This window comes from Kribbella deserti, from assembly GCF_042434725.1.
Classification (GTDB): Bacteria; Actinomycetota; Actinomycetes; order Propionibacteriales; family Kribbellaceae; genus Kribbella; species Kribbella deserti.
Map to the genome: position 1 here is coordinate 203,941 of NZ_JBHLTC010000002.1, position 15,461 is coordinate 219,401.

Below are 15,461 nucleotides of genomic sequence, written 5' to 3' on the forward strand. Positions count from 1 at the left end.
TGGCTCAGCGTCACGAGGCGAGCCGGTAGCCGAGTAGCAGCGCGCCCGAGGGGGTGGGCTCTGCCTCGATCAGTTCGAGGCGCCGATCGGCACTACCAGCGAACAGCCGACGTCCGCTGCCGGCCAGCGCAGGGGTCACAACCAGACGCATTTCGTCGACCAGCCCGGCCGCGACCATTGACCCTGCCAGTTTGATGCTGCCGTGAACACCGATATCGCCGCCGGGTCGCGATTTGAGTTCGGCTACCAGTTCAGTGACCGGAAGGTCTACCGCGGTGGAGTGCCGCCACTCGGTCTCGGGCGGCTCCGAGCAGAGCACGTACTTGTCGACGCCGTTGATGAACGGCGCGAAGGGGGCCTCGGTCGATTTCGGCCAGTAACCGGCCCAGTCTTCGTAGGTGTGCCGGCCGAGCAGTACGCAGTCCTGACTGGCGACCACCTGCTCGAGGTTTTCGCGCATCGCGTCATCGAACACGTGGACGAAGTTGTCGGGTGACTCGGCGACGCCGTCGAACGACAGCAATGAATACAACACGACTTTACGCATGAACTCGTCTCTTCAGAATGCTGCCGGGGTCACCACGTGCAGCTCGAACCTGCGATCGGGTACCGCCACAGGCAGTGCAAGGCAACGACATGCACGCCTTCTATTGCCTCCGGTCACTCCATCATGGCGGTGGCGCCTGCCGTGGCGATGTCATCGCGCTGTCGCGGCGACGGGCGCGGTGACCGCCGTAGCGGGCGCTTCGGTGGGGAGTCGCGGGAGGAACGCAGCCGCGGGCATGACAGGCGCGCGACAGTGCCGACTGCTTGGGTTCATGGGTGCCCGTCGCGCGAGGTGCAACACGAAGAAGCTCACGGGGTGGTCTCGGCCGCCGACGATGCCTTCATGCCGGTTCTGCTTTCACGCAACGCGTCCGGCGGCACGGACCATCAACTCCTGATCGAAGGGTTTGTAGATGTCGTTACTTCATGTGAAGTGGCGCTTGGGTTTGGCAGCGGCAGCCGCCTTGGTCTCCCTTGCCGTCCCGCCGGCCGCGCATGCCGTGACCTTTCCGGTCGACTCGGCAACTGCTCTGTCCGGCACGGCCGGTGGGGCGCACTTCGCCGTCCTGGTACCGCCGGGTGCTGCTCTCGGCGCGGCCGAGCGCGCTGTCGCCGCCAATGCGGGCCAAGTAGTCCAGCGGTGGCCTCAGATCGGCGTTGTGATCGCCCGCTCCCAGCGGGCGGACTTCGCCGCGAGCGTCCGTCGGCAGCCTGGGATCGAGTCGGCCGGTGCGACCCGCAACCTGGCTGAGCTCGGCGTATCCCAGCATGGCGTTTCGAAGCCGCCTCAGTTCAGCAAGCTCAACCAGGCAACGACTCCGGTCGCACGGGTGACTCCGGCCGCAAAGGCGACCACAGCCGGAGAACCACTCGCGGCCAACCAGTGGAACATGCGCCTGATCGGCGCCGACCGGGCCAACGAGATCAGCCTGGGCAATCGCGCCGTACTGGTAGGGATCCTGGACAGCGGCATCGATTCCAGCCATCCGGACCTGGCTCCCAACCTGGACAAGTCCGCGTCGGTGGACTGTGGCACCGACGGCGTACCCGACACCACCGAGGCGGCTTGGCAGGACCCGTTCGGGCACGGCACCCACGTCGCCGGAATCGTGGCGGCGGCGAAGAACGGCATCGGTGTCGCTGGGGTCGCGCCCGGCGTCCGGATCGCTGCGATCAAGGTCGGCAACCCGGATGGCTATATCTATCCGGAATCGGCAATCTGCGGCTATATCTGGGCGGCAGAGCACCAGGTCGACATCGCGAACGCGTCCTTCTCGATCGACCCGTGGTACTTCTGGTGCGACTCCGATCCCGACCAGAGGGCGGTCTCCACCGCCATTCACCGCGCGATCTCCTATGCCACGTCGAAGTCGGTGGCGTTGGTCGCCTCACTGGGTAACAACAACGCCGACCTTGCTCACGACGTCGTGGACACCCTCAGCCCGAACAATGGCACGCCGGTGACGCGGACGACGGACAGCTCGTGCAAGCAGCTGCCGGTAGAAGCCAGTGGCGTCACCGGCGTCTCGTCGGTCGGTGCCTTCAAGGACCGCTACTACAACTCCAACTACGGCACCGGCGTGGTCGACCTGACCGCCCCTGGCGGAGACCGGCGCTTCCAGATTCCCGGCACACCGGATGCCAACGGCCAGGTCCTGTCCACCTGGATCGGTGGCAGCTATGGCTACCTGCAAGGGACATCGATGGCCGCGCCGCACGTCAGTGGCGTACTGGCTCTTCTCAAGAGTCGCTATCCGACGGTCGCCGGTCAGCAGTTGGTCATCGCGGCCTACCGGCGTGCCACGGACGTGCTGCCCTGTCCGGCCGGTGGCGTACACGATCCTGACGGCACCGGCCAGTTCCGGGCGGTTTGCGAGGGCGGTTCGACCGGCGCAGGCTTCTACGGTGCTGGTCTGGTCAACGCATTCCGGGCGGTCGGCTAGGCGGGTGCAACAACGGTGACGCGCTCAATCGCCAGCCCGCGGTTGGTGGGTCGTGGTGACGAGCTCGCCGCGCTGCGATCCGCGTATGAGCAAACTCGGGCAGGGCACCCGACCACCGTCCTGATCTCGGGCGAGGCCGGCATCGGCCTCACGCGGCCTTCACCACCATGCTGCGGCGGCTGTGCCAGCGGCTGGGACGCAGGCCGGGCGAGGACCTGCATGGGGCCGACGAAGCGGACCGGGAGCTCTTTGTTCAGCTGGTGCGGCGACCGTTCTGCGTAGGCATGAACGCGCGACGGCCGGAGCACCGCAACCAGAACCGGTCGCCTGAGCGGGTAACGGTTCGGTACGCGACGGTCGGGTGGTGTGGTGCCACCCGACCGCCGTCTCGCCGAGGGCCGGACTTTGACTCCGGCTCGACCTTGCCCGTTGTTACGGTGATTCGGTGAGCACCATCGACATCCGCTTGCTCGGCCGATTCGAGGTCCGTGTGCGCGACGAGCCGTTGCGTATCGACGGGATGGTGGCGCGCTCACTGGTCGGCCTGCTCGCGCTTCAGCCCGGCCGCTTCGTCGCCGCCGATGTCCTGATCGAGCGCATCTGGGCGGACAGATCACCCGCCAACCACCGCGCGACGCTGTACTCGGCCATCGCCAGGCTCCGGCGGCTGCTCGGACCGACAATGATCATCCGGAGTGGAAACACCTACTCACTGCAGGTGGACGGCAGCGACGTGGACGCGGTCGCGATGGTGGAGGAACTCGACGAGGCGGATCGGGCAGCGGATCCTGTCCGCGAACGCGAACTGCTCGGGCAGGCACTTGCCTGGTGGCAGGAGCCGTTCAGCGGAGAGTTCATCGAGGTCCTGCAGGAAACCGAACAGCCACGTCTGGTCGAGCGTTACCTGCGCGGGTTGGAGCGCCGGGTCGATTTGGACCTGGCGGCAGGGCGGCAGCAGGAGCTTTGCGAAGAGCTGAGGACGATCGCCGCGTCGCATCCCTTGCGTGAGTCGCTTCGAATGCGCCTGATGATGGCGTTGAGCGCGGCCGGTCGCCGAGCCGAGGCGCTCGAAGAGTACGAGCACCTTCGAGTGCGGCTGGTCGAGGACCTGGGGGTGGACCCGGCGCCCGAGCTACAAGCGTTACACCTGCGGCTTCTCGGTCAGGAAGCGCCGGTTCAGGAGATCCAGCCGACGACTCCACACCAGTTGCCGGCCGATGTCCAGCGGTTCACGGGACGGACGGAGTTGCTCGAGGAGTTGCGCGCTGTGCTCGATTCCCAGCGGGAGGTCGCGTCTCAGCCGGGGGTCGTCGTCCTGCATGGTGAGGCGGGCGTCGGGAAGACCTCGCTCGCGGTTCATGGCGCACATCGGCTGAAGGATCGCTTTCCGGCCGGGCAGATTTTTCTTGACCTGCATGGATTCGGGCCGGCCGAACCGCTGGAACCCGGCGCGGCACTCGACGCGATGCTCCGCAGCCTTGGCGTGCCGGCGGAGCGGATACCGCCAGGGGTGGAGTCGCGCAGCGCCCTGTTCCGGACCACGCTGGCGTCGCGTCGATTGCTGATCGTGCTGGACGACGCCAGGAACGCTGACCAGGTTCGCCCACTCTTGCCAGGCTCGTCTGCTTTCGTCCTGATCACCAGTCGCCATCGGCTCAGCAGTCTCGCGATTCGCGATGACGTCCATCAGATCGGTGTCGAGCCGATGCCTTCCGGCGAAGCGCGCCAGCTGCTGCGGAGGATGTTGCGCGCCCGAATCGTGGCGGACAGCCTGGTGGACGAACTGATCGAGCTGTGTAGCCGTTTGCCGCTTGCCCTGGCGATCGCGGCCGAACAGCTGAATCGCTACCCCGAAGTCGACGCTGCCGAACTGCTCGAGCCCTTGCGCAACGTGGCCGACCGGATTGACGCGCTCAGCGGCGGCGACAGCGCGACGACTGATCTGCGCGCGGTCATGTCGTGGTCCTACCAGGCGCTCGATCCCGCTACAGCGTTCATGTTCCGGATGATCGGTCAGGCGCCGACCGAGGTGCTGCCGTTGCAGGCCGCCGCCGCGCTGGCGGGAGTGACGGTGCCGGTGGCGCGACGTTCCCTTCGGGTGCTGGCCGACCTGCATCTCGTCGAGGAGGTTTCACCAACCCGTGTCCGGATGCACAGTGTGCTGCGGGCCTACGCCGTCGACAGGTCGGACGAGGACGATGCGGCGGTGCGGCGAACGGCGGCAGACCGGCTCGCCGTCTGGTATCTCCGCTCGGCCGAGGCGGCTCGGGCCACCGTCCCCGTCGGCACACTGTTGGACCCGGTCCCGGACACGGAGGCGACGCTCGAGCCGATGTCCTTCGCCAGTACTTTGGAAGCCCGGTCCTGGTTCGATCAAGAGCGCCGCGCGCTGATCACGCTGGTGCTCGACACCGCGGGCCGGGGAGAGCACGAACTGGCTGCCCGGCTCGCCTTCACCCTCTGGGAAGACCTCGAACGCGTCAGCGCGGTTGAGGATGCCAAGCTGGTTCAGCGCATAGCGGTCGACTCCGCCCGCGCCGCAGGCAATCCCGTCCTGCTCGCGCTGGCCCTCAACCAGCTCGGCGCGACGCTGGGCTTCGCCGGCGACATCGCCGGCGCCGCGCGGGAGCTCCAGGAGGCGCTCGACCTCTTCGTTGCAGCTGGCAACCAGTACGGCCAGCGCCTGGTCCGCGGCAACCTCATCCTCGCGTTGCGTCTGCTCGGGCGTCACGAGGAATCGGTCGAGCAGTCGCGGCTGGCCCTGAGCGTTGACACCCGGATGGAGCCGGCGGACGAGGCGACGCTTCGGAACAACCTGGCGTTGACGTACCTGGCGATGGAGCGGTATGACGACGCCGCCGAGATGGGGAACCGGGCGTTGAAGCTGCACGAACAGTGCGGTGACGACCGCGGTGCTGCCTACGCCCATGACACGCTTGGCGAGATCTACCGCAAGCTGGGGAACCTGGACAGCGCAATACATCACCTGGCCGAGGCGGTAGCGCTCAACAAGCAGATCGAAAACCAGCACGGCTTGGAGACCAGTCTTACTCATCTCGGCGAAGTGCAGCTGGACAAGGGACAAGTCGACGAAGCCAGGGAGACCTTACGGGCCGCGCTCCGAGCGTGCGACGATCCGCGCACCGGGACCGCGGGCAGCCTGACCCAGCGCGATCAAATCCTGTCGTTGCTGGCAAGGCTCCGCCGTTGACCAGCAGGCACCCGGCGGCGGCTCAGCTCAACGCACCACGCGTGAATGGTCGAGAACCACGTGGCCGCCGACCTCACCGGTGCCGTCAGGGCCGGGGCTGGCGTAGACAACTGATCCCTCGCCGTGAAAGACGGTGAGAGAGGTCTGCAGTCGGTCGGCGAGCAGCATGGAGGCCGAGCCACACGCCTCGTCCTCCGGTACGTCGTACCGGGCCGCGAAAACCCTTGCCCTGACGATGCCGCGGGACCGGTCCACCCAGGCCCAGTACTGGTCGGCGTCCTGACCGGCCTTCGGCGGTTTCCGCATGCTTTCCACGACCGCCGCATCGGGCATCTCGTGCAGTCGCCACGGTGGAGCCGCCCACAGCGGGCCACGGATCCAGGTCTGGTCGCCGCGAACCCAGGTGGCGACCGGTCCGGCCGGCGGGTTCAGCTCGGACAGGTCCTGCCCGGCCCGGGCGAGTAACCAGGCCGTTCCGACCAGGGGATGACCCGCCAGCGGAAGTTCGCAAGCCGGCGTGAAGATGCGCAGGTGTCCCGTGGCCGGGTCATCGACGAACACCGTCTCGGAGAAGCCGAGTTCGGCCGCCAGCTCCTGACGACGCGTGGCGGGGACAGCGGGGCCATCGAGCACAACTCCGAGCGGGTTGCCGTACCGGCCCTGCTCGTCGCAGAAGACTCGCAATACATCGAGTTCGGGCATGCTGTCAGCATGACGGGCCTCGGTCATCGGCCAAGTGCCAATCTGCCGAAAGTGGACTGCTCGCCGAGGCGCCGGGTAAGCGAGCGGCGACCGTCATGGCACCCACCGCGAATCCGACTGTGCGGCGCTGGCCGACGTACGCCATCGCCGACGGCCCCCGCCGTCTGGCAGTGGGTGCCGTTGCCCTTGCCAGTTGTCACCGAGTAGGCGAAGTGTTTGCATGACCTCAGATTCGCGACCCCCGCGGACCGACGGCGAGCGAGTTCGGGTATTTCCGAAACCTCATCCGGTGGAGTTGGGTAAGTCCGAACTCCATTCGGCCGACAAGACACAAGGAGGCTCAGTTGATCCGCATTCACTTCGCTGCCGGCGATCTCGGCCGGGTGAGCCTCGCCACCGCACCGGACCCCCTCTGGGAGGTCGCGCTGAGCGCCTGCGTCTTGCGTGGCTGCCCCGCGCCGTTGGCTGCCCGGCGATGGAGCCACGAGGCGCGCGCACGCCTTCATCCGGCGATGCAGCCGTTGTTCAAGCTCATCTCGGCCAACGGATCGTTCCCCGACTTCCTCACCCCTGACGGCGGCGACCTCAGCGCCGACGCGGCGATCGAGCAGGTGATCGACGCTCCCCACGATCAGCTCCGGGCCGATCTCGAGCCGTGGATAACGGGGGATGCCGAGCCCTGGCTGACCGACCTGCTGGCCGGCAGACGGGTCGCTCGTGAGGCGCTCGGACAGGCGGTGCGGAGCTTCCATCGCGACGTCATCACGCCGTCGGGGGCCTGGTTACGTCGTCGCGCGGCCGCGGACACCGCCGCTCGGGTGCGGACCCTGACGAGCCAGGGACTGGACGGCCTGCTGGCTGACCTGCACCCGGATGCGCGCTGGCTGCCCGAAGCCGGTGTGCTCAGTGTGCTCGGCCCGATGGTCAGCGACCCCGTCGACGTACATCTCGAGGGTCGTGGCCTACGACTCTATCCATCGGCTCTCACGGCCGAGTTCCTGATCTTCGATCCACCGGGCAGAAAGCCGATGCTGATCTACCCGGCTGCGCCTTTCGAAGCAGATCTGACCGCACCCGCGGACGACAATCTCGAGGACTTGCTCGGCCGGTCCAGGGCGGCAGTGCTGCGGTCCCTGGTGGTGACCGCGAGCACCACACAACTTGCCGCGCGTACCGGACTCTCCATGGCGTCGGCCAGCGAGCACGCTCGGGTGTTGCGAGCCGCGGGTCTGCTGGCAACACACCGCACGGGCGGGCTGGCGCTGCACTCCGTCACTGATGCCGGCGCCGACCTTCTTCGCACTAGCGAACTACAGCGCCAGCAGCCGGCAGTTCGCTCGATGCTGCGCGGACGAGCGGGTGTCATGCGCTAGGCCGAAGCCTTATCCCAACGCACCTTGGAAGTACGTCGCCGGTTATCCCCAGTAGTAGAAGTAGTAACCGTACACAGGACATCCCCCCGGGCACGTCGCATCCGCCCGTCGATACTCGATCGGCTTGACAGGGATGCCGTAGCGCGACATGAGCGATCGGTCGGCGCGGCAACTGTCATAGTTCCAGCCGCAGGCGTAGAGCCGCCATTGTGCCGCAGCCACCGCAGTAGACGTCTGGGAATGCGAGACAGTCGACGTCGCAGCTGCGATAGGGGCCCCAAGCAACAGACTTGCAGAGCCGACGACTGCGGCAGCGAGAGTGCGTTTCATGGTGGTGATCCTCCTGAGGAAGTCGGACAGCGTGAACGCCGGACAACTTAGCGGGCAAGTACTGCCGTTCACCTGTCACACAACTGCTGCGGCCTGGACGCTCCGGATAGCGCGGTCAGCAGGCCGGGTCGAAACAGTTGCCGTTCGCCTAGGCCATTCCGCACAGCGGGGAAGATCGGCGCCGCGGGTCCTCAGGGCCTCTGCGCCCGGCATTCGAGGAAGCGGGATGACAGTAGAACGAGGAGCTGTCGCGCGCCTGTCGCTGGCATCGGTTGTCGCCGAGCAGCACCAGGCGGCCGGTACGACGAACTCATCAGCGGCACACCGTCACGGAAGCGTGGTGGCAGGGGCGCGACAGGCGATGACGCTTGGCTGAACCGCGCGTTCGGCGACGGCCGCACCACCATCCCCTGTCCGGCAATCGGCGCTCTAGTGGTGGCGCTGGAATCAGTTCCTCCTTGGCTACGGCTTCGAACAGTGCGCGATGGCTCCTCACGAAACACCCGTCCAATGAAGGAGATGAGGAAATGCGTCAACTGAAACGCACACTCGCAGCGGCGAGAGTCCTACTGATCGAACTGGTATCCCGCGCCTACCAGGTGACGACGGCATGATCCTGATGCGCACAGCAGGTGCCCTGAAAGTGTCAGCGGTACTGCGCACGATCATCGTGCTGGGGGTTCTGGGGTCGACACTCGTGTTCGGCGGGACGGTCGCGCGGGCAGCCGGTCCGTTGCCCTCGGTGCTGCCGGCCGTCAGATCGTGGCAGCCCGCGGTGTCCGGCGACTTCAGCTGGTCCTCTGCGTCACGGCTGGTCGTCGATAGTGGGGCAGCCGGATTGCGCCCCGACGCGGACACATTCGCCGAGGATCTGTCGTACCTCAATGGCAGTGCGCCGCAGGTGATCGTCGGACCGTCGAACACCGCCGTTCCTGGCGACGTCGTACTCCGGCTGGATCCCACAATTCCCGCAGACGAGGCCTACCAGGTACGGATCGGCCCGGTCACGACGATCACTTCGAGAACCGCGGTGGGGGTCTACTGGGGAACCCGGACCATGCTGCAGCTGATCAAGCGCCAACCGGTCCTTCCGGCTGGGGTGATCGACGACTCGCCGCAGTTCCGGGTTCGCGGGTTCCTGCTCAGTATCGCGCGGATGCCGGTGTCGTGGCTGGACAACTTCCTGCGCGATATGAGCTACCTGAAGCTGAACGAGCTGACCCTCAACACCTTCAACATGACCGACGCCGACATCACTGCGGTGGAAGCAATCGCGAAGCAGCGCCACGTCAAACTGATCGGCTGGTCGAACGCCCCGAAGTTCCGGACCGGCTACATCCCCGAGCAGTACCGGCTGACCCAGTTGTCCGACGGCAAGACGGTTCGGGACCCGATCAACCTGGATGTGATGAACCCGGAGGCGACGTCCTGGGCGGTCTCGCGGCTGGATGAGCAGGCCCGGCGGTTCTCTTCGGACACCTTCAACATCGGGGGTGACGAGTACCCGCGGTGGGACGTCCGCACGGATCGGGTGAACACCACGAATTACCCGGACCTCTACCGGCAGGCGATGGCGAAGTACAACGAAGCCGGTGCGGTGCAGGATGCCTTCCGCGCCTACATGAACCAGGCCAACGCCGTGGTTCGAGATCAGGGCAAGACGGCGCGGATGTGGTCGGACGACATCACGCCCGCCACCAAGGTCACGCTGGACAGCAACCTGGAACTCATGCACTGGTACAACTACGGACTCACCCCGGCCCAACTCGCGGCGCAGGGCCACACGCTGATCAACTCCAGCGACAGCTACCTGTATTTCAACATCAACAGCGCGCAGAACCCGGCCGAGCGGATCTGGAACGAATTCGATCCCGGCACGTTCCGCGGCGGCCTGCGGCTGCCGGGTGGATCGGCGGACCCTGCGTTGGCCGGGATCCAGTTCTGCGTCTGGACAGTGGGCGGGGTGTACGACGCGGGGCGGCTGGAGCGGGATCTCTCCAGCCGGATGCGGCCCGTGGCCCAGAAAGGGTGGGGCACCACTCCGGTCTCGAACACCTACGCCGGTGCGCTGCCGACCATTACCGCGATCGGCCGAGCACCGGGCGTTATCGAGACTCCGATGTTCGGCGATGTCGGACTCGGCGCCGCGCCGGCTGGTCCGGCCATGCGGTACGGGAACTCCCAGCAGCTATTCACCACCACGGCCACAGGCGCTTTGCATCACTCGTTCTGGAGCGCGACTCAGGGACAAGTCGCCGAGGACCTGCTCCCGGCTGGGACCGTTGCCGGGAGGCCCGTCGCCTTCAACAGTGCTGGTGACGTGCTGAGCGTGTTCACCCGTGGCACGAATGGCACGGTTCGGGAGACGGCGTACAAGCCCGGTACGGGATGGCGTACCAGCGACTGGTCCGCCGCTGCGGCCGCCAACGGCTTCGGCACCATCCGGTTCGCAGGCGATCCGGCGGGCTTCAGCTTCGGCTCCGAGCGCCACGTCTTCGGCGCGGCTGCCGACGGCAGGTTGGGCCACCTTTGGTGGTCTCCGGGTGACGCCAAGGTGCACGGTGACCATTGGCCCGGAACGATCACCGGTACGCCCGTCGCCTTGGTCTGGGGCCGCGTTCAGATGGTGTACGCCCGCGGCGGCAACGGCAACCTGCACCGCTGGTGGTGGCAGGCGGGCGACCCCCGCGTCGTACAGCGAGCAGATCTCGGCATCCCGGTCGCGGCCGGGGCCAAGCTCGCTGGCTGGACCACGTCAGGGACCCGCCAAGACCTCCAGGGCCGCAACCTGCTCACCGCCCGGCAACACGTTGTCGTGGTCAATCCCGAGGGCCGCGTGGTGCACTGGATGTTCGACCTGGACGGCGACCGGCCCACCAGCACCGACCTGACCACGGCTACCGGAGTGGTCGCAACCGGGGGAGCCGCGGGCTACCCGGACGCTGCCGGTCATCCGGTCATCTTCGTGCGCCGGGCCACCGATCGGCATCTGATCCGGATCCGCATACCGCAGAGCGGGCCCGTGGTCAGCGATCTGACGGCCGTCACGCCGGGCACGCAGGTCACTCCGACCGGTGATCCGGATGGATTCCGCTTCGACGCGGAGCTGCACGCCTTCGCATCGGCTGGAAGTAGTCCACGGCACCACTGGTGGTCCACGCCGGCCGACCAGCCACGGCAGGACAGCTGGAGGTGACACCGGATCAGCGGTCTTGCAAACCGGTCATGTAACGCACACTGCGGCTCACCCGCCGAGAGCGAATTCAGAGCCTGGGCAGTTGGTGAACAACTGACTCAGGGCTGGAGTCGGCGGGTGAGCCGCAGGTCGTGCCGGTTCGAGGACGGTGGCGACAGAGGTCGCCTCAGGTTGACGCGGTCCGGCGGTGGTAGACGGTGAGCAGCGTGCTATCGCCGTAGATCGTCGCTTCGCTGAGGGTCCATGCGGTCTTGTCCGGCGTTTGGGCCCAGAGCCGGCGGCCGTGGCCGAGGATGAGCGGTGAAGCCATCAGGTGGATCTCATCGATGAGATCGAGGGCGAGGAGACTCTGGGCGAGCTGAATGCTCCCGGCAACGGAGATCTCACCGTCGACCTCTTCCTTGAGCCGGGTCACGTCGTGTTCCAGGTCGCCGCTCAGCACGGTCGTACCTGCCCACTTGGGATCGGTGAGAGTGCGGGAAACGACGTACTTGGGCATGGTGTTGTACTTGTCAGCAAGCTCGCCCTCGTATTGTGGCCAGTTCGCGGCGAAGCCCTCGTAGGTCTTGCGTCCGAGGAGCAGCGCCGAGGCTTGCAGCGCTTCGGCCTCTTTGTACCGCTCGCCGTCGCCGCGGTCGAACTCGAAGGTCCAGTTCTCGTACTTGAAGTCCTCTCCGCCGGGTGCTTCAACGACGCCGTCGATGGAGGTGAACTCGGTGAGCACGATTTTCCCCATGTCAGTTCTCCTTGATGAATGTGCGCAGCGCGGCGGCCAGCACGTCCGCGGTGGTGGAGTGCTCCGCACCAGGCACAGGCGCGAGGGTGGAGGTGGGCAGGTGCGCGGCGATGGCGCGGGAGCCGGCTGCCAGGGCCGGCCAGGTGTCGATCCCGTGCATCACCAGGACCGGGATGTCGATGCGCTTCCACAGTTCGGAGCGCAGTGGCTTGCCGGAGAGGGTGTCGCCGACCTGACGGGCGTCGTAGGCGATCGTGGGGGCGACGGCCTCGAGTCCAGCCCAGAAGTCGAGCTCGCGCATCTCGGCGACTGCCTCTGCGGGCATCATGGCTGCGGCGGTCATGAACAGGGCGACCGCATCGCCCGGTCGTCCGTCGGCGATGGCCGCGTCGAGGCGCTCGACGTAGTCGCCGGGCAGCGGGGGGCGGGCCTCGTTGACGGCCGCGTTCGGCTCGAACAGCGCGAGACGCGCAATCGGCACGCCGTCTTGGGCGGCGTTGAGCGCAAGATTGGCGCCGGAGGACCAGCCGAGCACGGTCGCCGGGCGCCCCTGGCCGACCTGCTCGATAATCGCCTCAAGGTCCTCGAACTCGCGCTCGACGACGTAGGGCGGCGTGTCACTGCTCTCGCCGCGACCGCGCCGGTCGTAGCTGATGACCAGGAACTCGTCGGCGAGCAGTTCCGCCGTCTCCTGGTTCAACGGATTCGTTGCGCGATAGGCGGTCGCACCGTCGATGATGACGATCGGGTCGCCGGCGCCCCACGCTGTATAGGCGATGCTGGTGCCATCGGTAGAGATTACGGTGCCTTCTGCCATTGGAGTGGCCTTTCGTTGTGTGCGCGGCGACGGTCACCGCTTGCGCACGACACTATGAGCCGGTCGGGCTCTCGGGCTTGTACAGAAGCGACAGTGGATCGGCAGCGGGATCTGGCTGCTGCAGTTGCGTGGCGGTTCGCCCGATAAAGCGCTGCAGGGAACGGGCTAGGTGCGGCTGGTCGTAGTAACCGAGCCGGTGCACGACGTCCAGCGCGCAGGCCCCTGCTTCGAGCAGCACCGCGGCCTCCCGCGCCCGTTCGATCTGACGGATCGCGCTCTGAGTGAGTCCGGTCGCCGCGGCCACGCGGCGTTGGACCGTGCGCGATCCGACCCGTGCGGCCCCGCCCCACACCACCTCGTCCACGATCGGGTCACGGACTAGGACGCCGGCGCGCACGAGCTTCTGGACGAGCAACTCCGCATCGTCGAATTCGGGAGTCTGCCACTCCTCGTCGCGAAGGAGGAATGTACGTTCGGTCACGTGCGGACTGCCATGGCCGCCGTCGACGAGTGGGCCGATCGGAAGATGAGGCATCGAAGTGCCATGAGCGAAGGTGATCCCGAATGACTCCGAGTCGCCCACCGTCTCGACACTCGACGCCGTCGTCTCCGGCCCGCGCACGGCGGCGTGCATGACGCCTTGCTGCTCCCAGAAGACCAGTTCCCAGGTCGACGTGGCGATCGAGGTCATCCGTTCCACCCCGCAGCTGCGGCCGCGCCAGACCCGTGCCACGTAAGGCGAGTCCGACCCGCGATGCTCACTCTCGATCGGCACGGTCCGCCTTCTGCCTGAGGACCGTCCGCAGATGGTCAAGACACGGTTCCCGTGGAGCGTGTGCCTGCGCCACTGTCGATGGTGAGCACCTTGCCCGTCTTGTATGAGGTGGATTCTGCGTCACGCGGTGAGGGTAACTGCGAGCTCTGTCGGCGCCCTGCCGCGGCCGTCGTCCAGGACAGCTTCATGACAGACGACGTCGGCACGCTGAGCCGGAACCGCCCACGGCCAGGCATTTCGCTTGGCCAGCCGAGGCGCAACGTTGCCGACAGCAAGAGAATGCGCACTCGCTCACAATGCGATGCATGTCCATGCGGCGGCCGGGGTCGAATGGCGGCCTCACTCGATTGGGGGAGTGGTCCCTCCCGAGACCGATGCTGTCAGGACTCATTTGGTGTCGACTGGAAGTAGGACGAAGAGGAAGTAGACGATGACATCGATGGCACCAACTGGGAATCTGACCGTGCGGCGCTGGCCGGCCTACGCCATTGCTGGTGGCGTAGGACTCTTCTGCCTGGTGGTTGTTTCGGTAGCGGCGTTCGAGCAGCTGGTCCAGGGCAAGCCTGCCAACGGCGATGCGGTGGTGGCTCTTGGAGCGACTGGCCTGCGTGTGATGACGATCGTGGTCGCCTTGGTGGCCGTGTCCAGGTGGGAACGCAGGGTCCCCGCACGGATCCTGTCGATGGCGTTGTGGGCAATGGCTATCGGCCAACTGGCGTATCCCCTGGCCGAAACGCTGGTCAAGGCCGCCATCCTGCTCGATCTGATCGAGCCTTTGAACAAGGGAATCAGCAACATGTCGGCGACTGGCTGGTTCAACTTCGCCGCGGCGTGGCTGGTCTGGGGAGTGCCGGGGGTGCTATTCGGTCTGCTGGCGTCGGACCACCGACGGCGACACGCACTGTCGTGGCTGTGGGCACCCTTGGGTGGGCTCGGCGGAATGGCGGCGCTCGCCGTACTCGGTCTGGTGATCAGCCGGCTGTAGCACCATCTCGCGCATCGTCTCGGCCTTGGCTCTCGGTGCGGGTGGCGCCTGGTCGCCACGGCTCGTGCACGTGCGCGAGCCAGACCTTTTCGGGATCGAGCGCACGGATCTGCCGCTGTCCTTCGGTGCGCGGTTCGTCCAACTCACCGAACCACACGGCGGTGTCGCCACAAATGACGACTGGGCGTCCCCCGGTTTCGACCACAACGATCTGCGAACCGGGCGTATGACCCGGCGCTGGGACGAGCCGGATGCCGGGAAGCAACTCGAGTTCTCCGTCGACCGGCACGTACTGCAGGCCGGGCGCGTCGACCCACTCGCGAATCGTGTAGTCCTCCTCGCTGTGGGCGTCGTCGAGCTCGCGGCGCTGAACGTAGATCGGCCGTCCGGCGAAGAGGTGATTGCCGCCGCAATGATCGGCGTGAAGGTGCGTGTTGACGACGAAGTCGATGCCGGCGACATCGAAGTCGGACTCGCTCAAGGGATAGAGGTGGGGATCGAAGGCGGCCACCACCGCCGGGTGCATCTTTGTCATGCCGGTGTCGACCAGAACCCGGCCATCGGGATGGTCGATCACGTGCACGCATACGGGCATCACCTCTCCCTCTACGTGCAGGTCGGCAACGAGGATCGGGGTGACGGTGATGGCTCTGTCAGCATTCATCGGTGAGTTCCTCAGCTCGGGCGGCGATGGGGATGTCGGTTGGGATCGTCAACCCGCTCGGGTGTCCAGACTCCGTGCCAGGGCCGGGATCATCACCGCTGCGAGCAAGGCCGTGAAGCCGGTGGCGGCTAGACGGCGCAGTCGATGGGGTGGTGGCCGGTGCGATCGACGCCCGGGTCGGTG

General features: G+C 66.7%; 12 protein-coding genes. 6 read left to right on the forward strand and 6 right to left on the reverse strand.

The window, feature by feature from the left end:
• Positions 1–10 precede the first annotated feature (10 nt).
• A complete protein-coding gene (locus ACFFGN_RS03695; RefSeq protein ID WP_380043840.1) occupies positions 11–547 on the reverse strand; it encodes a dihydrofolate reductase family protein in 537 nt (178 codons plus the stop codon).
• A 412-nt stretch (positions 548–959) separates the two neighbouring features.
• On the opposite strand from ACFFGN_RS03695, the gene ACFFGN_RS03700 reads away from it, so the two are divergent.
• The 3 genes from ACFFGN_RS03700 to ACFFGN_RS03710 all read left to right on the forward strand — a co-directional run bounded on the left by ACFFGN_RS03700 (position 960) and on the right by ACFFGN_RS03710 (position 5,700).
• The gene (locus tag ACFFGN_RS03700; protein WP_380043841.1) at positions 960–2,489 is read left to right on the forward strand and encodes a S8 family peptidase; all 1,530 of its coding nucleotides are present in this window, start codon (positions 960–962) and stop codon (positions 2,487–2,489) included.
• 45 nt (positions 2,490–2,534) lie between these two features.
• A complete protein-coding gene (locus ACFFGN_RS03705) occupies positions 2,535–2,771 on the forward strand; it encodes a hypothetical protein (protein ID WP_380043885.1) in 237 nt (78 codons plus the stop codon).
• A 208-nt stretch (positions 2,772–2,979) separates the two neighbouring features.
• Positions 2,980–5,700: an AfsR/SARP family transcriptional regulator gene (locus tag ACFFGN_RS03710; protein ID WP_380043842.1), complete on the forward strand. Its 2,721-nt coding sequence runs from the start codon at positions 2,980–2,982 to the stop codon at positions 5,698–5,700.
• A gap of 27 nt (positions 5,701–5,727) precedes the next feature.
• Here ACFFGN_RS03710 and ACFFGN_RS03715 read toward each other — a convergent pair whose 3' ends face one another.
• Positions 5,728–6,402: a PhzF family protein gene (locus tag ACFFGN_RS03715; protein ID WP_380043843.1), complete on the reverse strand. Its 675-nt coding sequence runs from the start codon at positions 6,400–6,402 to the stop codon at positions 5,728–5,730.
• A 344-nt stretch (positions 6,403–6,746) separates the two neighbouring features.
• Between ACFFGN_RS03715 and ACFFGN_RS03720 the strand changes: the two genes are divergently transcribed.
• Together ACFFGN_RS03720 and ACFFGN_RS03725 are read left to right on the forward strand one after the other, a co-directional pair.
• Positions 6,747–7,775, forward strand: coding sequence for an ArsR/SmtB family transcription factor (locus ACFFGN_RS03720; protein ID WP_380043844.1), 1,029 nt, complete (start codon positions 6,747–6,749; stop codon positions 7,773–7,775).
• 973 nt (positions 7,776–8,748) lie between these two features.
• The gene (locus tag ACFFGN_RS03725) at positions 8,749–11,301 is read left to right on the forward strand and encodes a family 20 glycosylhydrolase (RefSeq protein WP_380043845.1); all 2,553 of its coding nucleotides are present in this window, start codon (positions 8,749–8,751) and stop codon (positions 11,299–11,301) included.
• Between the two features lie 166 nt (positions 11,302–11,467).
• Here ACFFGN_RS03725 and ACFFGN_RS03730 read toward each other — a convergent pair whose 3' ends face one another.
• Genes ACFFGN_RS03730 through ACFFGN_RS03740 form a run of 3 tightly spaced genes read right to left on the reverse strand, consistent with a single transcriptional unit; the run spans position 11,468 to position 13,545 of the window.
• Positions 11,468–12,037 (reverse strand): dihydrofolate reductase family protein, encoded by a 570-nt coding sequence (locus ACFFGN_RS03730; RefSeq protein ID WP_380043846.1) that lies wholly within the window; start codon positions 12,035–12,037, stop codon positions 11,468–11,470.
• A 1-nt stretch (position 12,038) separates the two neighbouring features.
• Entirely contained in the window at positions 12,039–12,854 is an 816-nt protein-coding gene (locus ACFFGN_RS03735) for an alpha/beta fold hydrolase (protein WP_380043847.1), read from the reverse strand.
• 52 nt (positions 12,855–12,906) lie between these two features.
• On the reverse strand, positions 12,907–13,545 hold the full coding sequence (locus ACFFGN_RS03740; RefSeq protein ID WP_380043848.1) for a helix-turn-helix domain-containing protein: 639 nt from the start codon (positions 13,543–13,545) through the stop codon (positions 12,907–12,909).
• Between the two features lie 523 nt (positions 13,546–14,068).
• Between ACFFGN_RS03740 and ACFFGN_RS03745 the strand changes: the two genes are divergently transcribed.
• Positions 14,069–14,614 (forward strand): hypothetical protein, encoded by a 546-nt coding sequence (locus tag ACFFGN_RS03745; protein WP_380043849.1) that lies wholly within the window; start codon positions 14,069–14,071, stop codon positions 14,612–14,614.
• Here ACFFGN_RS03745 and ACFFGN_RS03750 read toward each other — a convergent pair.
• Entirely contained in the window at positions 14,601–15,278 is a 678-nt protein-coding gene (locus tag ACFFGN_RS03750) for an N-acyl homoserine lactonase family protein (RefSeq protein ID WP_380043850.1), read from the reverse strand. The genes ACFFGN_RS03745 and ACFFGN_RS03750 overlap by 14 nt on opposite strands.
• Between the last annotated feature and the right edge of the window lie 183 nt (positions 15,279–15,461).